Genomic DNA, 19,005 nt, shown 5'->3' on the forward strand with positions numbered 1-19,005 from the left:
TCGTCGGTAGCGACGAGATTGGGGAAGCCTTACGCCTTCCACTTGTTCGGCCCCAGATACCCAAACAGGAACGCCCCCACCTTGCGCTTCTGGATTTCCTCGGAGCCTTCGGTAATCCGGTAACGGCGATGATGTCGATAGATGTGTTCGAACGGCTTATGGCGGGAATAACCGATGCCGCCATGCACCTGCATGGCCTGGTCTGCGGCCTCGCAGCACAGGCGGTTGGCCCAGTAGTTACACATGGCCACCTTGTCGGAGATCTGGTTGGCCACTTCCGGCTTGGACATCTGGTCCATCTCCCAGGCGGTCTTTCGGATCAGCAGACGCAGCATTTCCACCTGGGTGGCCAACTCCACCATGGGAAACTGGATGCCCTGGTTCCGGGCCAGTTCCTGGCCGAAAGGCTTGCGCTGACGGGCGTACTTCACGCTCTCGCGGATACAGAAGTCCGCCGCCCCCAGGCTGGACGCCGCCTGGCGGATGCGGTTCTCGTGGACGAAATGCTGGGCGATGGCCAGGCCGCCGTCCATGGGTCCGAACACCGCCGAGTCCGGCACCCACACATTGGTAAAGCTGACCCGGGGATGGTCCGTGGGCATGTTGAAGGTCCAGAGGTATTCCTCCACCTTCACCCCCGGCGTATCGGAGGGCACGATCAGGGCCGTGATCCCCCTGGCGTCGCCATCGTTACCACTGGTCCGCACAAAGGTCACGCAGTGGGTGGCGGTGTGCATGCCGGTGGTCCACATCTTCTCGCCGTTGATCAGCCAGCCATCGACGCCATCCCGCTGTTCCGGGACCGCCCGGGTCTCCATATGGGTGGCGTCGGAGCCGTGGTCCGGTTCGGTGAGACCGAAGGCCAGCTGGTACTCCTCGTTGAGCATACGGTCCACGAATTCGCTGTACTGGTCGCGGCTCCCGAAATCCCGGAACAGCAGCACGAAGGGGTTGTTGGCGACAATGGAGTGCTCGTTCTGCAGGTCGTTGTGCAGGCCCAGGCCCCTGGCCGCCAGGTGTTCGCGGATTACGGTCATGGCCAGGTTGGAGCCGTCCTTGCCGCCAAACTCGGAGGGTAACGGGAAGCGCAGGTGCCCTGCGTCGTCGGCCAGCCGGCGCACCTCCTTGAGCAGCGCTTCCCATTCCTTCCGGGGCAGGCCGCCGCCTTCAAAGTCGGTACGGGCCCATTCCCGGCGGTGATCGAAGAAGCGGATGTTGTCGTCTTTCTGCTCCAGGGGTTTGATCGTGCTCTCAATGAAAGCGTCCAGCTCGGCAAGGTAATCGGTCAGTTCTTGTGGCAGGTTGAAATCCATGCTCTGTCTCCAGGATCGGGTCGTAAACAATCAGGAATGGGGCCGGGTGGAGCCGGCGCAGAATGCCTCCCACTCCTCACGGGCCCGCTGGTTTCCGGAATAACGGGGCTGGTCCACCGCCAGTTTGGCGAGGGTGGTCAGCCACAGGTGATCACGCAATTGGGGGTCGCCGGCACCCAGGTGGCCGTCGGCAATCAGCCGGCACAGCTCCGCGGTCTGGCCCGCCAGGGTGCCTTTCTTGCCGGTGAGCTGGTACAGGCGCTCCCGCTCATCGTGGGTACTATCGGCGGACGCCTGCTCCAGGTGTCGACGCACCATGGCCAGTGCATTAGCGGCCACCCGGGCACGAAAACCGCCGGCGGCGTCCAGTTGCGGCATCACCTCTTCTTTCAGGAATGCCTCGACCGAGGCCAGCAGCGTGGTGTTGTCTGGCAGATCCTGCATGGGACAATCTCCGTTCAGGGGATCAGGGGCACCAGCTCGCGGAGCAGGTCCACTTCGGTTTCCGAGGCCCGGCGACCGATGGCGCCCCGCTCCGGCGAGGTGTCGTGGCCGCCCACGAAGGACGCCGCCATGCCCTGGCACATCACCCCCCAGCGCAGGGTGCCGAGGATTTCCCAGAAGCGGACCCGGTCCGGGTCGGGGCGATCACCGCTGGCGGCTTCATAGCCGTCGAACAATTGCTCGCGGGCGCCAAAGCCACCCACGGGCAGGTCGATATGGCCGAAGCGCCAGGAGTTCACGCACATCCAACCCAGGTCTGCCATGGGGTCTCCCAGGCACGCCAGCTCCCAGTCCAGCACCGACACCAGGCCGCCCTCATCCACCATCAGGTTGCCGTGGCGGAAGTCGCCATGGACCAGGGCCAGTTTTTCCGGGGCTGCTGGCAAGTGATCTTTTAGCCAGCGGAAAGCCAGTTCGAATACGGGCCGGGGCTCACCATGGCCCTGGTACTCCCGGTAGAGCTGATCCACCACGCCCTCCGGTGTGGTAGCCGGCAGAAAATCCAGGCCCGACACATCCAGTCGATGGATAGCCGCCAGCACCTCACCGCACTGTCCGGCCAGCCTGCTGCGGGCATCGGCATACCGCTCGTCCCGCAGGATCTTCGGCGGCAGCGTTTCCCCTTCCAGCCGGGCCATCAGGTAACCAATGCCCAGGCCATCGTCCGGTTCAAGGATCTGGTGAACCCCCGGTACTGGCACGCCGCCCTCACCGGCCCGGATCACCAGCCGTGCCTCGTCGTCCAGTGCCAGCGTGCCTGTGGCATCCCGGTTCCAGTCGCTGGTCTGGCGGAGCACCATGGGGTGGCGTTTACCGTCCGCCACCACATCCAGCGACCACATCTGCTGGTTGGCCCCGCCGGTGAGCCGTGTCAGACCCTCAACGGAGGCATCGGGGAAGACACGCCGGACCACCCCGGCCAGTTTTTCTTCCATCCCGGTCTCGCCGACGGGCGTCCGGCTCTCGCGTGCGGGTTCAGCCATGGCGGTATTCCTCCCGGTAAGGGTGACTGATGACCAGTGTCGGTCCGGGCAATGGTGTCACTTGCTGCGGTTCTTGAAGCGAGCGATGGCCTGTCTGGATTCCTCGCTGTTCAGGCAATGCTTCTGGGCGATGGCCTCAGCCTTGAACACCTCGTCGTAGGAGGCTGTGGCCGCCATCCGAAGCAGCTGTTTGGCTTCGGCAGTGGCCAGTGCAGACCGTTCGCAGAGGGTGGCGGCGATGTCCGCGGCAGTCTGCTCCACCTGTTCCTGGGGCACCACGGCGCGGGCTATTCCCAGATCCAGGCATTCCCGGGCGCTGATACTGCCCCCCTCGGTGACCAGGGCGAACGCCCGGTGATAGCCCAGGGTCTGGAACAGCAGCCAGGTGGCACCGCCGTCCGGAACCAGTCCGATATGGCTGAAGGCCATGTAGATGCGGGCCTCCTCCGCCATCACCACCTGGTCACAACTCATCAGCACCGAGGCACCGACACCCGCGGCGACCCCAGGTGCCACGCCAATCACCGGCTTGGGCATGGAGCGGATGGTGTCCAGGATGGGGTGGTATTCCTCCATCAACTGCTGGGTTACATCAGACTTGTCCGGACTGTTCTCCTCCATCAGGTCGGCCCCGGCACTGAAGGCGCGACCATTGGCCGCCAGTACCACCACGTTGATGTTGTTATCGTCAGCCGCCTGTTTCAGCGCAGCAGTCAGGTCCCGGCGCAAGGCATCATTGAAGGCATTGAGTGAATCAGGGCGGTTCATGCGGATCCAGGCCACGGCATCCCGGGCGTGGTATTCGACAGCGGTGTCATCGCTCATGGGGGGGCTCCTTGTTTTTCTTCATCGTGGTCCGACGGGGCCACCGGGGCATCGTCCGAATCGACGAATCCGGTGATGGCGGTGTTTTCGTCGCATCGGACGATGCCCCGGAACAACCGGATGCCGCAGCCTTAAGGCATTCAAGACAAGGAGACACCATGAGCCAGTTCGAAACCATTACCCTCGATATCAGCGGCGGCATCGCCACCATTACCCTCAATCGCCCGGATCGGATGAACGCCTTCACCCTGACCATGATGGAGGAGTTGATTACCGCCTTCGATCACACCGACGCCAACGATGACGTCAGGGCGGTAATCGTCACCGGTGCCGGCAAGGCGTTCTGCGCCGGTGCGGACCTGTCCGGTGGCGGCGAGACCTTTGACTACAAGGCCCAGTCCGGCAACGCTCCGGACCCGCTGGCCAATGGCGTCAACCGGGACGGCGGCGGCATGGTGTCGCTGCGCATCTTCCGCAGCCTGAAACCGGTGATCGGCGCCATCAACGGCGCCGCCGTGGGGGTGGGTGCCACCATGTCGCTGGCCATGGATATGCGACTGGCGTCCGAAAAAGCCCGTTACGGCTTCGTGTTCGCCCGCCGGGGCATCGTGCCGGAGGCCGCCTCGTCCTGGTTTATCTCCCGGGCGGTGGGCCTGTCCACGGCCCTGGAATGGTGTATGAGCGGTCGCCTGATCAATGCCGATGAACTGGAGAAACGGGGCCTGATACGCTCGGTACACGCGCCGGATGATCTGTACCCCGCCGCTGTGGCCCTGGCCCGGGAAATCGCCGACAACACCGCACCGGTCTCCGTCGCCATGACCCGGCAGATGCTGTGGCGCATGGCCGGTGCCAGCCACCCCATGGAGGCCCACCAACTGGACAGCCGGGCGATTCAGGCCCGGGGCGCGTCGGCAGATGCGAAGGAGGGTGTGGAGTCATTCCTGGAGAAGCGGGCGGCGGAATATCCCAACCGGGTGTCCACCGATATGCCGACGTTCTTTGAGTGGCAGGGGGAGCCGGAATTCAGATAGAAATTGTAGGGTATGGGGGATTGAATACGCACACTCCCAGCCTGACTCTCAAGACATAAAAAACCGGAGCGCCCATAACAGGCCTCCGGTGACAGTATGGTGGCTGTCTATCGCCTCCGCTCGAGGTTCGCTACAGGAGAAACTTCAGGGTTCGTCGGATACCTTGACCATCAGCTTGCCGTCATTGCCGCCGCTGAACAGCAGCGACAGCCCGTCAAGGGCATTGTCCAGGCCGTCCACCACGTGGTTTTTCCACTGGAGCTGGTCCTGGCTGACCCAGCCAGTCAACGCCTCCAGGGCCTCCGGGAACCGTTTCTGGTAATCCAGCACGATAAAGCCCTTCACCGTCAGGCGTTTCATCAGCACCCGACCGAAATCCCTCGGCCCGGGCATCACGCCCTCATCGTTGTACCGGGAAATCATGCCGCACAGGGACAGGCGACCATTGAGATTGAGCCGATTGTAGACCGCGTCCATGATATCGCCGCCCACGTTCTCGAACTGGATGTCCACGCCATCCGGACACAACCGGTCCAGGGCCGCCGGCACATCGTCATTGCGGTAGTCGATGGCGCCATCAAAGCCCAGTTCCTCGGTCAGCCAGCGGCACTTCTCCGGACCGCCGGCAATGCCCACCACCCGGCAGCCCTTGAGTTTGCCAATCTGGCCGACGATGGAGCCCACCGCCCCGGCAGCGGCCGAGACCACCAGGGTTTCCCCCGGCTGGGGCTGGCCAATGTCCAAAAAGCCAAAATAGGCGGTGATGCCGGTGGATCCCAGCACAGACATATAGGCAGACAGGGGAATATCCGGATGCCGGTCCACCGGCCGCACCATTTTCCCGTCAGCAACGGTGTAGGCTTCCCAGCCGCCTACCATGGGTTTGACGATATCCCCGGGGCTGAATCGATCCGAGCGGGACTGTTCCACCACACCCAGGGTGCCGCCACGCATCACGTCACCCACCTGCACCGGTGGCAGGTACTGCTCACGGTCGCTCATCCACAGGCGATGGGTGGGATCCAGGGACAGGTAGACGTTGCGGACCAGAACCTGATTGTCCTGCAGGTCAGGCACCGGTTCGGTCACCAGTTCCAGGTGGTCGGCGGTGATATCCGCTTCAGGCCGCTTGCGGAGTATCCACCGGCGGTTCTGTGGTTGGTTTGCCATGTCAGGGTCCTGTTTCTTTTTATCAGTGGAAACAGTTTGGCACCTATGTAGTTTTTTGCCATCGTCTGTTACGACGAATGTTGGCAACGGGCTGCCACAGGCAGGGACCTTACAACAGGTACACCGTAGGCAACTCCCAGGTATGGGACACTCCGGGGGCGGGGAGGTCTTTCAGAGCAGTGACATGGATGCCACGGAAGCGTTGGGGTGGCAGGACGCCCCTCCAACGCGGCGGCGAAAGACCTCCCCGCCCCCGGGGTGTCTTCCACCGCGACCCCAATCAACCTCATGCCTGCGTCACAGGCTCGGCCTCAGGCCCGGAGGGCGGCGACTGGCGATTGCGCCGCCGCAACGACCAGATCCGCAATTGCCCAACCACCCCGGCGGGGAAGAAGTACACACTGAGCACGAACAGCACCCCGAACCACAGCAGCCAGTGATCCTCTCCCAGCAGGTTCTCCACCAGCGGGATACCGGCGGTGTACTGCCCCACCCAGCCCAGCAGGTCCTGGAGATAGTTCTGGGCCAGGATAAACAGCGTGCTGCCAACAATGGCCCCGTACAGCGTACCCATGCCACCAATCACACACATCAGCAGGATGAACACCATCAACTCGAAGTTCAGGGTGTTCTCCGGGTTCACATAACGGTTGATCAGGGCAAAGGCGGCACCGGCCAGGGTGGCCACCAGGGCCGCCAGGATCACCACCGCGGTGCGGTAGACCACGGTACGGTAGCCCAGGGCCTCGGCCCGGAACTCGTTCTCCCGGATCGCCTGCAGCACCCGGCCAAACGGTGAGTTCACCAGCCGCAGCAGGAACAGGAACACCCCGGTGGCCATCAGCACCAGCACGTAGTACATGATATTGCGGCCGTTGAAGCGCATCTCGAACAGCGAGTCCTGCCATACCTGCCCCAGGTTCCAGGGCTGGGTCAGCAGGCCCTTGAGCAGCGTGGGCAGATCGATCCCCGGAAGCGGTTTCTCGAAGGGCCGGAACGCCGGCCCCAGTTCCCGGGGCACGCGGACACGCATGCCATCCTCACCGCCGGTGATGTGATAAAGCTGGGTCACCAGACTGAGGAAGGCAAAGGCCACCGCCAGGGTCACCAGGGCGAAGAAAATCGCCTTCACCCGTAGCGACAACAGGCCCAGCAGCAGCGACAGCAGGAAACTCACCACCAGTGCGCCCAACAGACCCACGCCGATGGCGCCAAAGCTGTCACCCATGCCCTCAATGGCCATGGCGACACCATAGGCGCCGATGCCGAAGAACATGGTGTGGGCGAAGGACACGATGTGGGTGTAGCCCAGCATCAGGTCATAGGCGGCCACCACCATGATGAACACGCAGATCATGGCCAGGGTGGTGAAGGCACGGATACCGTCAAACAGGAACGGCCCCAGTACCAGACAGGTGACGATGATCAGCAGCAGCGCGGTCAGCGGGCGGCTGCGGGGATAATCGCCGGACAAGATTCGGTTCAGCATACTCATCTCCTTAAACCTTGATCACCGGGATCAGCCCCTGGGGCCGCCACATGAGCACCCCGACCATCAGCCCAACCGTGGCCACCGCCGCCAGCCGGGGCTCCACAAAGCCGATGTAGAGGTTGATCAGCCCCACCAGCAGGGCACCGTAGAAACAGCCACGAATGGAACCCAGCCCACCGAGGATGATCACCACGATCACCGAGATCATCATCTCGTCGCCCATATGGGGCGTCAGCAGCTCCTTGTACATGCCCCACATCACACCGCCGAGACCGGCCAGAGCCGAACCGGCGACGAACACGCCCAGGAACAGCAGGTGGATGCGGTAGCCCTGGATCTCCACCATCTCGCGGCTCTCCACACCGGCGCGGATCAGGATGCCGATACGGGTGCGGTCGATGACCCACAGCATGGCGGCGTAGATGGCCAGCCCCAGCACCACCGCCAGCAGGCGGTATTTCTCCAGCACGATGCCGCCGATCAGCGGCAGGAACTCCGGCACGAAGAAGGCGCCACTCAGGGACTCGGGACGGGTAACGGGGATCTCGTTGGGCCCCCAGATCACCTCGATCAGTTGCATCAGGATGATGGAGCCGCCCACGGTCACCAGGATCTGCTTGAGGTGGTCGCCGTAAACCGGCTTGATCACCAGCTTCTCGAACACCAGCCCCACCACGCCGGCCACCAGGGCCGCAAACAGCAGGGCAGGAACGATGGCCACCAGGTTGGTGAGTAACGATGGCGCGTCGGTGAAGCCGTCCAGCCAGAAGGCCAGCACGGTGCCGCCGGCAAAGGCACCCAGGGAGATAAACGCCCCGTGGGCCAGATTGAGTACACTCATCAGCCCGAACGTCAGGGTCATGCCGGAGGCCATCAGGAACAGCATGGCGCCCATGGCCACCCCGCTGATGGTCAGCACCAGCCAGGTCTGGAAATCGATAACCGCGACAGACACCAACAGCATGATTCCCAGCAGAAAGAGGTGAGCCTGGTTGTCACGACATTCCGCCAGCCACTTGAGCGGACTGCGACGTTGCCGGACAGAGTCGGAACCGGCATCGGACATCGGCATGGCAGTGGTCTCCTCGCTCATTGGTGTGCTCCCAGTCCCAGGCCCAGCAGGTCCTGTTGCAGTTCATCGTTCTCCGCCAGCTCAGCCATGGTGCCGGCATGCACCACCGCGCCGTCGTTCATCACCGCCACGGACTGGCCCAGGCGGCGGGAGAAGTTGAAGTTCTGTTCCACCAGCAGGATGCTCACCTGCTGCGCCTTGAGTTGCTCGAAGGCATCTGCCAGGTCGTTGATGATGGCCGGTGCCAGCCCCTTGGTGGGCTCGTCCACCAGCAGCAGCTCCCGGGGTTCGATCACCGCCCGGGCGATGGCCAGCATCTGCTTCTGGCCACCGGACAGGGTGCCGGCCGGCTTGTCCCAGAATTTCTTCAGGGGCGGGAACAGGTCGAAAATCCACTGCAGCCGGGCATCATCCATGGGGCCGTTGACGGCTGCCAGCACCAAGTTCTCCCGTACGCTCAGCAGGCCGAAGATGCCCATGCTCTCAGGCACGAACGCGATGCCGGCCCGGGCAATCTTCGGGGTCGGCCAGCGGCTGATGTCCTGCCCCTGGTAGGTCACGGTGCCGCCGGTCAGGGTGGTCAGGCCCATGATGGTGCGTAGCGTCGTGCTCTTACCCGCGCCGTTGCGGCCCAGCAGCACGGTCAGCTCGCCTTTCGGCACCACCAGGTCCACGCCATGGAGGATGTGGTACTGGTCGATGTCCGCCTTGACGCCGGACAGGGTGAGGATGGGTTCAGCCATGGGACACCTCCGCCTCGGTTTCCGGGGCAGCCCCCAGGTAGGCCTCCTGGACGACCGGCGAGGCAATCACCTCGGAGGGTTCGCCGTCAGCCACCAGTTCACCGTTGTGCAGCACCACGATGCGATCCGACAGGGAGCGCACCACATCCATCTTGTGTTCCACCAGCAGCACCACCTTGTCCTGCTGTTTCTTGATATCGGCGATCAGGTCGAGGATCACCGGTACCTCGTCCACGCTCATACCGGCCGTGGGCTCGTCGAACATGAATACTTCCGGCTCCAGGGCCAGCATCAGTGCCACTTCCAGCTTGCGCTGGTCGCCATGGGGCAGGCCCGCCACCAGGTACTCGGCCCGGCTGGCCAGGTTGACCTGCTCCAGGTAGGCCATGGCCCGGTCGGTCAGGTCGGTGCGCCGGCTGGCCATCTGCCAGAAGACATGACCAATGTTGTGGCGCGACGCCACCGCCAGCCGGACATTTTCCAGGGCGGTGAGGTTGGGAAACAGGTTGGTCAGCTGAAAGGCCCGGCCCAGGCCCTTGTCGGCCCGGCTCGCGGCGGTGAGCCCGGTGATGTCCTCGCCATTGAGGATCACCTGGCCGGCCGTCGCCTTCAGCTGGCCGGAAATCAGGTTGAACCAGGTGGTCTTGCCGGCGCCGTTAGGGCCGACGATGGAGGTCAGGGTCCCCTTGTGGAACTGGCAGGAGACCTGGTTGACCGCCACATGGCCACCAAAGTTGATAGTCAGGTCGCGGGTTTCAAGAACCGCTTGTTGGGATGACATGAACCACTCCGCTTTTGTATTCCAGAGACTGCGGCCCCCGGCGTACCGGGGGCCATGGAGCGGGAACCGCTCAGTTACGGACCGGAATCTCCATCTCCTTGCGGTCGATCACCCGGATCAGCTTGGGAACGCCCGCTTCCACGGTGCGACCGGCAAACCAGTCGTCGCGCTCTTCCACCTCAATCTCGAAGTGATACATGTCCTGCAGTGCCTGGTGATCCTCGGCACGAATCTCCATCTCACCCTTCGGCGTCTGGAACACCAGGCCCTCGAAGGCCGCGATCAGGTCCTCGGCATCGGTGGAACCACCGGATTTGCGGATGGCGGCGGTAATCGCCATGGCCTGGGCAAACCCCTGGGCAGTGAAGAAGTCCGGGGCCGAGTTGTGGCGGTCGAAGTGCTCTTTCACCAGCCAGTCGTTGATCTCGTTGTCCGGCGACTCAAAGTAGTAGAAGCCGGCCCCCTGCATGCCCGGGAAGTCGGAATACCCAACCATGGCCGCCAGGATGTTGCCGCCGGTAGCCAGCTTGATGCCATGGCGACCCGGGTCCAGGTCCTGGATACGACCTAGAGGGTTGGAGGAACCGGCCCAGATGGCAAAGATATACTTGCCCTGTTCACAGTCGCTGCGATCTTTCAGGGAATCAAACAGGCGCTGGGCGGCGGCGGTGAAGTCGGTGGCGTCGGTGGGCAGGTATTCCTCGTGGACAATCTTGCCCCCCTCGGCTTCCATGGCTTCCTTGTAAGCCGCTACGCCATCACGACCGAAGGCGTAGTCCTGGGCGATGGTGGACACACAAACACCAGGCTCACCCAGGGCGACCGCGTTGGAGACGGCATCCTGGGAGGAGTTGCGGCCCACCCGGACCACGTAGCGGTTCCATTCAGCCCCGGTGATGGCGTCGGCCACCCCTTCGGGCATGATGATGCGCTCGTAATCCTGGGCCAGCGGCAGGGTGGCCAGGGCAACACCGGAGGATACCGGTCCCACCACGATATGGGCATCATCCTCGGCGTAGGCTTCCTCGACCAGGGCCCGGGCACGGGCCGGATCCAGCTGGGTATCCTTGCGGGCGATCTGGATCTGTCGCCCCTCGATTTCCATGGTGCCGTCAGTGGCGTACTCAAACCCCATGCTGAGACCGATGTCCAGTTGTTCGGCATAGGGTGCCAGTGCACCGGTGAAACCGGTGACGTGGGCAATCCGGATGGCATCTTCGTCCGCCTGGGCGGACAGAGCGCCAACGGAAATAGCGGCTGCAAGCATGATGCGCTTCATACGACGATCCCCTTTTGTTGTTGTCGGGCTTCTGGTTATGGCGCGGCGGACGACCTGTCGGTGAACGTTCCGCCTTGTTGTGTCATTGTTCGACTTAAAATATGACAACCGATTCAGGTTTTATCAAGAAAAAATTTCTCTTTTTTGACTATTAACTGAACGTATAGTGATAGATAAATTTTCTCGAATGCGAAAAAAAGCCTGTTATTACTGACTTTTTACGCCTTGACAGGGATGGCGCGCTTTCCTAGATTACTTGACGACTGATTCATGTTTCGCAATCATGAAACCCGGTAACTGACCAACCCCGCCCATCAGGGTGGATGGACCCGGCTCCGTCACCACACGGCAGAAGGACAAGGCTGATGAGTACAACAACACAGGCCCCGCAGTCCCCCGGCGCACCCAAGACCGCCCGCGGCGCCCGCACCCGGGCAAAGATCCTCAAGGCGGCGGAAGACACCTTCGGCACCCTGGGCTATCACCGTGCCGGGGTCACCGACATCACCAAGGCCGCCGGTGTCGCCCAGGGCACCTTCTATACCTATTTCACCAGCAAGGAAGAAATCCTGCGGGAGCTGGTCATGGACCTGGGCCACAAACTGCGGGCCCACCTGGCCGCCCAGGTGATCGGCACCAGCGACCGGCTGGAGGCGGAGGAACAGGGGCTCCGGGCGTTCCTGCAATACCTGTCGGATCACCCGTCCCTGTACCGGGTCCTGCAGGAAGCCCAGTTCGTGGATCAGGCCATCTACCAGGAGTATTACGAGACCTTCGCCCGGGGCTATACCGACATGCTCAATACCGCCACCCGCAAGGGCGAGATCCGACCCGGCAACAACCAGCACCGGGCCTGGGCGCTGATGGGACTGTCCCACTTCCTGGCCCTGAAATACGCCCTCTGGGACCAGCGCGCCAGCGAAGGGGAGCACGCCTTCGATCCGATCGTGGAGACCATGTCGGATTTCCTGCGCAACGGCCTCGCCCTGAACGGGAGGGACAAGTCGTGACTCGCGGACTGACACACGTCATCTATCGTCAGGAGGGCGGCATCGCCCGGCTCACCCTCAACCGCCCGGAACGCCACAACGCCCTGGTCCCGGAGTTGCTGGACGATCTGAAGGAGGCGCTGGCCCAATGCCGACGTGAACAGCCCGCTGCACTACTGATCGATGCCGCCGGGAAATCCTTCTCCACCGGTGGCGATGTCGCCGGTTTCCACAACACGCCTCGCCATGGGCGGGAGTCCTACGCCAGCAGGGTAGTCGGCACCCTGAATGACGTGATCCTGCAACTGCTGACCCTGCCGGTGCCCACCGTAACCGCCTTGCACGGCATGGTGACCGGCGGTTCCCTGGGTCTGGTCCTGGCCAGCGACATTGTGGTGGCCGGCCCCCGCGCCAGTTTCGCCCCCTGGTACACCGTGGTGGGCTTCAGCCCCGATGGTGGCTGGACGGCGCTGATGCCGGAGCGCATTGGTCGCGCCCGGGCACTGGATGTACAACTCACCAATCGCACCATTTCGCAACAGGAGGCCCTGGCCTGGGGGCTGGCCCAGTACCCGGCGCCCGCCGATGGCGAACTGGCCCGTGCCCTCGACATCGCCACTAACCTGACCTGCAAACAGCCCGGCAGCGTCGCCCGCACCCTGCTCCTGAACCGGCCGGACGCGGATCGTATCGCCGGCGCACTGGAGCAGGAACGCCAGCAGTTCCTGGAACAGATCATCACCGACGAAGCCGACCGGGGCATGGCTGACTTTCTCGGGAGGACCCCATGAACATGTTTGACCTGGCGGGCCACCGGGCCCGCGTCACCCCCGATCGTCCGGCCCTCGAGGACCTGGCATCGGGACGTGCCTACACCTATCGACAGCTCAACGAACAGGCGGCCCGCTTTGCCGCAGCAGCCCTCAGCCACTGGGGTCTGAGTAAGGGTGACCGGGTCGCCTTCCTGGGCCATAGCCGGGCGGAATTCTTCGCCATGCTGTTCGGCTGCGCCAAGGCCGGCCTCATCCTGGTGCCCCTGAACTGGCGCTTGGCCCAGCCGGAGCTGGAACAGCTGATGGAGGACTGCTCCCCCGGCGTCCTGGTGTTCGGTGAGGAATTCACCGACAGCGCCCGCAAACTCAGGGCCTCGGGCTATACCGATCAACTGGTGGACCTGGACGGCAGGGCCGATGACTGCCGCCATTACGATGCGGACCTGGCGGATACGCAGCCGGACCTGCGCGCCCATCCGGACCGGGACCCGGATACCCCCTGGTACCTGCTCTACACCTCCGGCACCACCGGCCGGCCCAAGGGGGTCATTCAGACCTTCCGCATGATGATGAGCAACTACCTGAACATCGGCCTGGCGGTGGACCTGACCGGCCAGGACACCCTGCTGAACGTGCTGCCCCTGTTCCACACCGCCGGCATTAACCTCTACTCCTCGGCGGTGTTCCTGGCGGGCGGCTGCGTGCTGGTGGCCCGCAATTTCGACCCGGACCAGACCATGGACGTGCTGGAGAAGCGCGCCACCATCTTCTTCGGGGTGCCGGCGGTCTACCAGGCGATCCTGGAGCACCCGTCGTTCAGCGGGGAGCGGCTGCGTAACGTCCGCTCCTGGGGCTGTGGCGGCGCGCCGCTGGCCCTGCCGGTGGCCCGGCGATTCGTGGACCAGGGCATCCGGGTACGTACCGGCATGGGCATGACCGAAACCGGCCCCACCGTGTTCCTGCTGGATGAAGCGGATGTGCTGGACAAGATCGGCTCCGTGGGGCGCCCACAACTGCTCACCGAGGTCCGCATTGTCGGCACCGATGGAAAAGATGTCGCCCCGGGCGAATCCGGCGAGCTGCTGATCCGCGGCCCCAACATCACACCGGGGTACTGGAACCGCCCCGATGCCACCCGCGAGGCCATCGAGCCGGACGGCTGGCTGCATAGTGGCGACGTGGCCCGCTGCGACGAGGACGGCTGCTACTACATCGTTGACCGCTGGAAGGACATGTTCATTTCCGGCGGAGAGAACGTCTACCCCGCCGAGGTGGAGCGGGTACTGGTGGAACATCCCGCTGTCAGCGAGGTGGCGGTGATCGGCGTGCCGGACGAGAAATGGGGCGAGGTGGGCAAGGCCTTCCTGTGCCTGAAGCCCGACAGCGACGAACCGGATTCGACCGATCTCAATGCCTGGTGCCGGGAACGGCTGGCCGGCTACAAGGTGCCCAGGTACTTCCAGTTCGTGGAAGAGCTGCCCCGTAACGCCCTGGGCAAGGTAACCAAACAGGTTCTCAGACAGGATTGACCATGACCGACACCACCATTCCCTGTGAGCAGACCTTCATGCTCACCCAGGCGGACTTCGACCGCTTCGCCCGCCTCAGCGGCGACCACAACCCGATCCATGTGGACCCGGAGTTTTCGGCCCGCACCAGTTTTGGCCGCACCGTCTCCCACGGCATGCTGCTGTTCAGTGTGGTGCGCAGCCTGCTGGCCCGCACCTGGCCCGGCGCCGTGCTCGAGAGCCAGGACCTGATGTTCCCGTCCCCGGCCTACGCCGGTGAGGCGCTGGAACTGACCGTGGAGGAACTGGACCGCAACGGCAATACCCTCACCCTGCAGACCACCATCACCCGGGAGGACGGCGAAACCTGCCTGACCGGCCGGTGCCAACTGACCCTGGCCCGGGAGGACGCCGCATGAGCCTGGAACGTTTCGATGCCCTGAGCGAGGGCCAGTCCGCCACCTTGGAACGACGTTTCTCCGCCGATGACATCCACGACTGGAGCCAGCTTTGCCAGTTGGACGATGACTGGCAGGGCGTTCCGGAACCACTGATTGCGGGGTTGTTCTCCTGCCTGCTGGGCGAGGACCTGCCAGGCCACGGCACCAATTACCTGAAGCAGGCCATGACCTTCCACGCCACCGCCGACGCGGATGAACCCCTGCAGGCGTCGGTGACCGTCAGCCGACTGCGCCGGGACAAGGCACTGGTGAACCTGACCACCCGGTGCACCGGCCGCGATGGCCGACTGATCTGCGATGGCGAAGCCCTGGTGCTGTTCCAGCACTGAGCCCGCCGGCTATGGAGAACCCGATGACCAACGTACATCCCAACCTGCGCGCCTGGCTTGACCAGCTCAACCCCCTGGTCGCCGATCAGAAGGCCCGCGGCGTGGAAGCCACTCCCCGGATGGTAAGGGACAGCCTGGCCGGCATTACCAACACCTTTGTTACCCAGGCGCCGGATCTGCCCCGAGTCAGGGACCTGCAGGTGGCGTCCGCGGACGGCAACATTCCGGTTCGACTCTACGATCCGGCCCCCGGTACCGAGAAGCCGGTGATGCTGTTCTTCCATGGCGGTGGCCATATGGCCGGCAGCGTCCAGGTCTACGACCCCATCGCCCGCAAACTGGCCGATGCCAGCGGCTGGCTGGTGCTGTCGGTGGATTACCGACTGGCGCCGGAAACCCCCTACCCGGGCGGGCTCAACGATTGCCTGGCGGTGACCCGTCAGGTGTGGTCGCTACTGGAAAACGAAAGTGTGGTCTTTGAACGCCGGCTGGCACTGGCAGGGGACTCCGGCGGCGGCACCTACGCAGCCACCGTCAGCCGGCAGGTGGCGGGAGATCCTGAACTGAACCTGACTGATCAGATCCTCCTCTATCCGAGCCTGGACTACACCATGGACCACCCATCCATCAACAGGCACGGCGAGGGGTACCTGCTGGAGGAGGCCAGGATCCGCTGGTATTTCGATCACTATTTCGCTGGCGGCGAGGACCGCCGCGCTGCATCACCGCTACATATGCCAGTGCCGGAGGGCATGCCGGCAACGCTAGTGGTCACCGCCGGCTTCTGCCCGCTCCATGACGAGGGAGTTGCCTATGCCCGCAAGCTGGAGAAAGCAGGCGTCACCTGCCGGCTGAAGGACTACGCCGACATGATCCACGCCTACCTGAACCTGGAGGACCTGGTGCCGGACGCCTGCGGGGATACCTACCGACAGGTGGCCGACTTCCTGAATCGGGAGGCCTGATCAGGAACCGCCAATGGCCCCGACCGGGATGCCAGGGCACCCTTGCGGGGATGGCGACCGGTGCCGTTTACTCGTTAGCCTGCTTCCAGTGCTTCTTGATCTTCTTGGCCAGGGACCACTTGTGCACTTCGGTGGGACCGTCATACACCCGGAAGGCCCGGACCTCCCGGAACACCTGCTCCACGATGGAATCCTCGGTCACGCCTGAGCCTCCCATCACCTGCACGCACCGGTCGGCGATACGCATCAGGGCCTCGCTGACGGAGACCTTGGCCATGGAACTCTCCACATTACCGTTATCGCCACGGTCCAGCACGCTGGCGCACCAGTCGATCATCAACTGGCACTGCTGGATATCGATCAGGTTCTCCGCCAGCATGAAGCCAACGCCCTCGTGGTCCACCAGCGGCTTGCCGAACGCCACGCGACGGTTGGCGTAGTCGGAAGCGATCTCGTTGGCGCGGATACAGGCCCCCAGCCAGCGCATGCAATGGGACAAACGGGCCGGCGCCAGGCGCACCTGGGCGTAGCGGAAGCCGTCCCCCGCCGCGCCCAGCATCTGGTCGTCGGGCACACGCAGGTTCCGGATGGTGACGGTGGCATGACCACCGGGCATGGAGCTGTCGATGGTGCGTGGCACCCGGTCGATCCGGATCGCCGGGTCCGGCAGGTCCACCAGGAACATGCAGGCGCCTTCGGGCGCCTTGGCCATGATGATGCCCACGCCAGCCCCCTCGGCGCCGGTGATGAACGCCTTGCGACCGTTGATGACCCACTCATCGCCTTCTTTCCGGCATTCCGTAAGCATCATGGAGGGATCGGAACCGGCGCCGCCTTCCGCCGCCGGCTCGGTCATGAAGAACGCCGACCGTTTCTCTCCCCTGACGATGGGCTCCAGGAAGCGCTCCCTGATCCTGTCGCTGCCCATCTTGCCAAGCAGGAACATGTTGCCTTCGTCCGGCGCGGCGGTATTGCAGGCCAGTGGGCCGAGGGGAGACAGTCCGCTCTTGATCAGCACCCGGGCGGTACCACGCTGGCTGAGGTGACTGCCATCCGGCAGGATATGGGGGGTCAGCACACCGGCTTTCCGGGCCTTCTGCCGCAGCTCCCGGGTCAGGTCATCGGTCGGACAGTCATGGTGGTCCCGCCGTGGGTCAGTCTCGTAAGGCACAACCACCTCGCGGACGAAGCGCTCCACCCTGGCCGCGATCTCTTCAGCCTTTTCCCGGTCCGGGAAGGCATCGGCGCAGCTTGCGACTGAAATAAGGTCGTTGCTCATTCTTGATCTCCGTCTTACTTACCCAGCCCCGGCAGGAACAGGATGATGTCCGGGAAGGCCATCAGCAGGAACAGCACGAACAGGTCCATCACCAGGAACCAGAAGATCCCCCGGAAGACCTGCGCGGTGCTTACCAGCTTGCCCACCACACTCTTGATCACGAACACGTTCATGCCAATGGGCGGGGTGATCATGCCCACCTCCAGCAACTTGGTCAGTACCACGCCAAACCACAGCAGGCTCAGGCCCAGGTTATCGATGATCGGCAACACGATGGGCAGCGTCAGCAGCATGGCGCCAATGGGCTCCAGGAACATGCCCAGCAGGATGTAGATCAGCACGATGGCCAGCAGGATCACCACGGTGGAAGCATCCAGGCCGATGATCCACTCGGACAGGAAATCACCGGCACCGGACAGGGCCAGGAAGCGGGTCAGCAGGCTGGCCCCCACGGCGATGATGATCAGCGCGCTGGTGGTCAGCAGGGTTTCCAGGATCGCATCCCGGAACCGCCCCCAGGTCAGGCTGCCCTTGATGGCCGCCACCACCAGCGACAGGAAGGCCCCCACCGCGCCCGCCTCGGTGGGCGTGAAGATGCCGCCAAACAGGCCGCCGAAGATACCGATCATGATCAGGATCACCGGCCAGGTGTCCTTCAGCGCCCACACCTTGTCGGCGAAGGGAATCTGTTCATTGGTGTCCGGGGCCAGCTCCGGGTTCAGCTTGACCCGCACCAGCACCACGGTGATGTAACCGATGGCGGTGAGGATACCGGCGGAGATCCCCCCCAGGAACAGCCCGGTGATGGACTCCTGGGCGATGATGCCGTACAGGATCATGATGATGGACGGCGGAATCAGCGCCCCGATGGTGCCCGCCACCGCCACGGTGCCGGTGGCCAGTTCCGGGTTGTAGCGGTACTTCACCATTTCCGGCACGGCAATCCGCCCCATGGCCGCGGAACAGGCCACCGACGAACCGGACACCGCCGCAAACCCGGCGGAGCCGAAGATGGCGGCAATGGCCAGGCCCCCGGGAATGCCGGACAGCCACATCCGCGCCGCCCGGAACATGCCCTGGGTGAGCTGGGTGTGGTAGCAGATAAAGCCCAGCAGCAGGAACATGGGCACCGAACTGAGCACCCAGTTGGTGGCAAACTGGTAGGGAATGATGCCCAGGGATCCCCAGGCCACGTTGAAGCCCATCAGGTACCACAGGCCACCAAAGGACACCCCCACCAGCGTGACGCCGATGGGGATACGCAGGGCAATCAGGAAGATGATCAGGCCAAGACCGGTCAGGCCAATCTGTACGTCACTCATTATTATTGTCTCTCGTCAGTCCGGGTCGAGTTCGTCGGCTTTGGCACGCTCGGTATCCAGGCCACTCTCCTGGGGCAGGAAACTCATGATCAGCTTGTACAGCACCACCAGCACCATCAGCCCGCAGCCCAGGGGCAGCATGTAGTAGGTCACCCAGATGGAGATGTCCGAGTTGCCCTGCAC

The 19,005-nt window shown here is 63.7% G+C and carries 19 protein-coding genes; 7 read left to right on the forward strand and 12 right to left on the reverse strand.

The features are described from left to right. Positions 1–29: 29 nt before the first annotated feature. The 4 genes from ACJO2E_RS18415 to ACJO2E_RS18430 are packed head-to-tail and all read right to left on the reverse strand — an operon-like array spanning position 30 to position 3,625. Positions 30–1,313: an acyl-CoA dehydrogenase family protein gene (locus tag ACJO2E_RS18415; RefSeq protein ID WP_406965799.1), complete on the reverse strand. Its 1,284-nt coding sequence runs from the start codon at positions 1,311–1,313 to the stop codon at positions 30–32. Positions 1,314–1,343: 30 nt separating this feature from the next. Next, a complete protein-coding gene (locus ACJO2E_RS18420) occupies positions 1,344–1,757 on the reverse strand; it encodes a DUF6285 domain-containing protein (RefSeq protein ID WP_406965801.1) in 414 nt (137 codons plus the stop codon). 14 nt (positions 1,758–1,771) lie between these two features. Beyond that, the gene (locus ACJO2E_RS18425) at positions 1,772–2,800 is read right to left on the reverse strand and encodes a phosphotransferase family protein (protein ID WP_406965803.1); all 1,029 of its coding nucleotides are present in this window, start codon (positions 2,798–2,800) and stop codon (positions 1,772–1,774) included. A gap of 57 nt (positions 2,801–2,857) precedes the next feature. Beyond that, positions 2,858–3,625 (reverse strand): enoyl-CoA hydratase/isomerase family protein, encoded by a 768-nt coding sequence (locus ACJO2E_RS18430; protein WP_406965804.1) that lies wholly within the window; start codon positions 3,623–3,625, stop codon positions 2,858–2,860. A gap of 158 nt (positions 3,626–3,783) precedes the next feature. Here ACJO2E_RS18430 and ACJO2E_RS18435 point away from each other — a divergent pair, with 158 nt between their 5' ends. After that, positions 3,784–4,659 carry a crotonase/enoyl-CoA hydratase family protein gene (locus ACJO2E_RS18435; RefSeq protein ID WP_406965805.1) on the forward strand — a complete coding sequence of 292 codons (876 nt, stop codon included), beginning with the start codon at positions 3,784–3,786 and terminating at the stop codon, positions 4,657–4,659. 144 nt (positions 4,660–4,803) lie between these two features. On the opposite strand, the gene ACJO2E_RS18440 is transcribed toward ACJO2E_RS18435, so the two are convergent. The 6 genes from ACJO2E_RS18440 to ACJO2E_RS18465 form a co-directional block, all read right to left on the reverse strand. Beyond that, entirely contained in the window at positions 4,804–5,829 is a 1,026-nt protein-coding gene (locus tag ACJO2E_RS18440) for an NADP-dependent oxidoreductase (protein WP_406965806.1), read from the reverse strand. Positions 5,830–6,115: 286 nt separating this feature from the next. After that, positions 6,116–7,318 (reverse strand): branched-chain amino acid ABC transporter permease, encoded by a 1,203-nt coding sequence (locus ACJO2E_RS18445; RefSeq protein ID WP_406965808.1) that lies wholly within the window; start codon positions 7,316–7,318, stop codon positions 6,116–6,118. A gap of 10 nt (positions 7,319–7,328) precedes the next feature. Next, positions 7,329–8,414, reverse strand: a complete 1,086-nt coding sequence (locus ACJO2E_RS18450; protein ID WP_406965810.1) for a branched-chain amino acid ABC transporter permease — start codon at positions 8,412–8,414, stop codon at positions 7,329–7,331. Next, positions 8,411–9,136: an ABC transporter ATP-binding protein gene (locus tag ACJO2E_RS18455; RefSeq protein WP_406965811.1), complete on the reverse strand. Its 726-nt coding sequence runs from the start codon at positions 9,134–9,136 to the stop codon at positions 8,411–8,413. Before ACJO2E_RS18455 ends, ACJO2E_RS18450 begins: the two co-directional genes overlap by 4 nt. Continuing rightward, positions 9,129–9,917: an ABC transporter ATP-binding protein gene (locus ACJO2E_RS18460; protein WP_406965813.1), complete on the reverse strand. Its 789-nt coding sequence runs from the start codon at positions 9,915–9,917 to the stop codon at positions 9,129–9,131. Before ACJO2E_RS18460 ends, ACJO2E_RS18455 begins: the two co-directional genes overlap by 8 nt. 70 nt (positions 9,918–9,987) lie before the next feature. Beyond that, entirely contained in the window at positions 9,988–11,196 is a 1,209-nt protein-coding gene (locus tag ACJO2E_RS18465; protein WP_406965814.1) for a substrate-binding domain-containing protein, read from the reverse strand. Positions 11,197–11,561: 365 nt separating this feature from the next. Between ACJO2E_RS18465 and ACJO2E_RS18470 the strand changes: the two genes are divergently transcribed. Genes ACJO2E_RS18470 through ACJO2E_RS18495 form a run of 6 tightly spaced genes read left to right on the forward strand, consistent with a single transcriptional unit; the run spans position 11,562 to position 16,221 of the window. Continuing rightward, a complete protein-coding gene (locus ACJO2E_RS18470; RefSeq protein ID WP_328188458.1) occupies positions 11,562–12,206 on the forward strand; it encodes a TetR/AcrR family transcriptional regulator in 645 nt (214 codons plus the stop codon). Further along, a complete protein-coding gene (locus ACJO2E_RS18475; protein ID WP_406965815.1) occupies positions 12,203–12,976 on the forward strand; it encodes an enoyl-CoA hydratase/isomerase family protein in 774 nt (257 codons plus the stop codon). Before ACJO2E_RS18470 ends, ACJO2E_RS18475 begins: the two co-directional genes overlap by 4 nt. After that, on the forward strand, positions 12,973–14,487 hold the full coding sequence (locus tag ACJO2E_RS18480; protein ID WP_406965817.1) for an acyl-CoA synthetase: 1,515 nt from the start codon (positions 12,973–12,975) through the stop codon (positions 14,485–14,487). The genes ACJO2E_RS18475 and ACJO2E_RS18480 overlap by 4 nt, the downstream gene beginning before the upstream one ends. 2 nt (positions 14,488–14,489) lie before the next feature. Then, positions 14,490–14,885 (forward strand): MaoC family dehydratase, encoded by a 396-nt coding sequence (locus tag ACJO2E_RS18485; RefSeq protein ID WP_406965818.1) that lies wholly within the window; start codon positions 14,490–14,492, stop codon positions 14,883–14,885. Then, positions 14,882–15,256, forward strand: a complete 375-nt coding sequence (locus tag ACJO2E_RS18490; RefSeq protein WP_406965819.1) for a hotdog family protein — start codon at positions 14,882–14,884, stop codon at positions 15,254–15,256. The genes ACJO2E_RS18485 and ACJO2E_RS18490 overlap by 4 nt, the downstream gene beginning before the upstream one ends. Positions 15,257–15,279: 23 nt before the next feature. Then, on the forward strand, positions 15,280–16,221 hold the full coding sequence (locus ACJO2E_RS18495; protein ID WP_406965820.1) for an alpha/beta hydrolase: 942 nt from the start codon (positions 15,280–15,282) through the stop codon (positions 16,219–16,221). Positions 16,222–16,288: 67 nt separating this feature from the next. Here the strand turns inward: ACJO2E_RS18495 and ACJO2E_RS18500 are convergent, their stop codons facing one another. Then, entirely contained in the window at positions 16,289–17,500 is a 1,212-nt protein-coding gene (locus ACJO2E_RS18500) for an acyl-CoA dehydrogenase family protein (protein WP_406965822.1), read from the reverse strand. 14 nt (positions 17,501–17,514) lie between these two features. Continuing rightward, on the reverse strand, positions 17,515–18,822 hold the full coding sequence (locus ACJO2E_RS18505) for a TRAP transporter large permease (protein ID WP_406965823.1): 1,308 nt from the start codon (positions 18,820–18,822) through the stop codon (positions 17,515–17,517). Between the last annotated feature and the right edge of the window lie 183 nt (positions 18,823–19,005).

The organism is Marinobacter shunpengi, assembly GCF_045449695.1.
Lineage (GTDB): Bacteria > Pseudomonadota > Gammaproteobacteria > Pseudomonadales > Oleiphilaceae > Marinobacter.

What these genes read in the sequence shown, in the direction of transcription:
- ACJO2E_RS18415 (WP_406965799.1), bottom strand. Translation starts at nt 1,313, where the DNA reads ATGGATTTCAACCTGCCACAAGAACTGACCGATTACCTTGCCGAGCTG.
- ACJO2E_RS18420 (WP_406965801.1), bottom strand. Translation starts at nt 1,757, where the DNA reads ATGCAGGATCTGCCAGACAACACCACGCTGCTGGCCTCGGTCGAGGCA.
- ACJO2E_RS18425 (WP_406965803.1), bottom strand. Translation starts at nt 2,800, where the DNA reads ATGGCTGAACCCGCACGCGAGAGCCGGACGCCCGTCGGCGAGACCGGG.
- ACJO2E_RS18430 (WP_406965804.1), bottom strand. Translation starts at nt 3,625, where the DNA reads ATGAGCGATGACACCGCTGTCGAATACCACGCCCGGGATGCCGTGGCC.
- ACJO2E_RS18435 (WP_406965805.1), top strand. Translation starts at nt 3,784, where the DNA reads ATGAGCCAGTTCGAAACCATTACCCTCGATATCAGCGGCGGCATCGCC.
- ACJO2E_RS18440 (WP_406965806.1), bottom strand. Translation starts at nt 5,829, where the DNA reads ATGGCAAACCAACCACAGAACCGCCGGTGGATACTCCGCAAGCGGCCT.
- ACJO2E_RS18445 (WP_406965808.1), bottom strand. Translation starts at nt 7,318, where the DNA reads ATGCTGAACCGAATCTTGTCCGGCGATTATCCCCGCAGCCGCCCGCTG.
- ACJO2E_RS18450 (WP_406965810.1), bottom strand. Translation starts at nt 8,414, where the DNA reads ATGAGCGAGGAGACCACTGCCATGCCGATGTCCGATGCCGGTTCCGAC.
- ACJO2E_RS18455 (WP_406965811.1), bottom strand. Translation starts at nt 9,136, where the DNA reads ATGGCTGAACCCATCCTCACCCTGTCCGGCGTCAAGGCGGACATCGAC.
- ACJO2E_RS18460 (WP_406965813.1), bottom strand. Translation starts at nt 9,917, where the DNA reads ATGTCATCCCAACAAGCGGTTCTTGAAACCCGCGACCTGACTATCAAC.
- ACJO2E_RS18465 (WP_406965814.1), bottom strand. Translation starts at nt 11,196, where the DNA reads ATGAAGCGCATCATGCTTGCAGCCGCTATTTCCGTTGGCGCTCTGTCC.
- ACJO2E_RS18470 (WP_328188458.1), top strand. Translation starts at nt 11,562, where the DNA reads ATGAGTACAACAACACAGGCCCCGCAGTCCCCCGGCGCACCCAAGACC.
- ACJO2E_RS18480 (WP_406965817.1), top strand. Translation starts at nt 12,973, where the DNA reads ATGAACATGTTTGACCTGGCGGGCCACCGGGCCCGCGTCACCCCCGAT.
- ACJO2E_RS18485 (WP_406965818.1), top strand. Translation starts at nt 14,490, where the DNA reads ATGACCGACACCACCATTCCCTGTGAGCAGACCTTCATGCTCACCCAG.
- ACJO2E_RS18490 (WP_406965819.1), top strand. Translation starts at nt 14,882, where the DNA reads ATGAGCCTGGAACGTTTCGATGCCCTGAGCGAGGGCCAGTCCGCCACC.
- ACJO2E_RS18495 (WP_406965820.1), top strand. Translation starts at nt 15,280, where the DNA reads ATGACCAACGTACATCCCAACCTGCGCGCCTGGCTTGACCAGCTCAAC.
- ACJO2E_RS18500 (WP_406965822.1), bottom strand. Translation starts at nt 17,500, where the DNA reads ATGAGCAACGACCTTATTTCAGTCGCAAGCTGCGCCGATGCCTTCCCG.
- ACJO2E_RS18505 (WP_406965823.1), bottom strand. Translation starts at nt 18,822, where the DNA reads ATGAGTGACGTACAGATTGGCCTGACCGGTCTTGGCCTGATCATCTTC.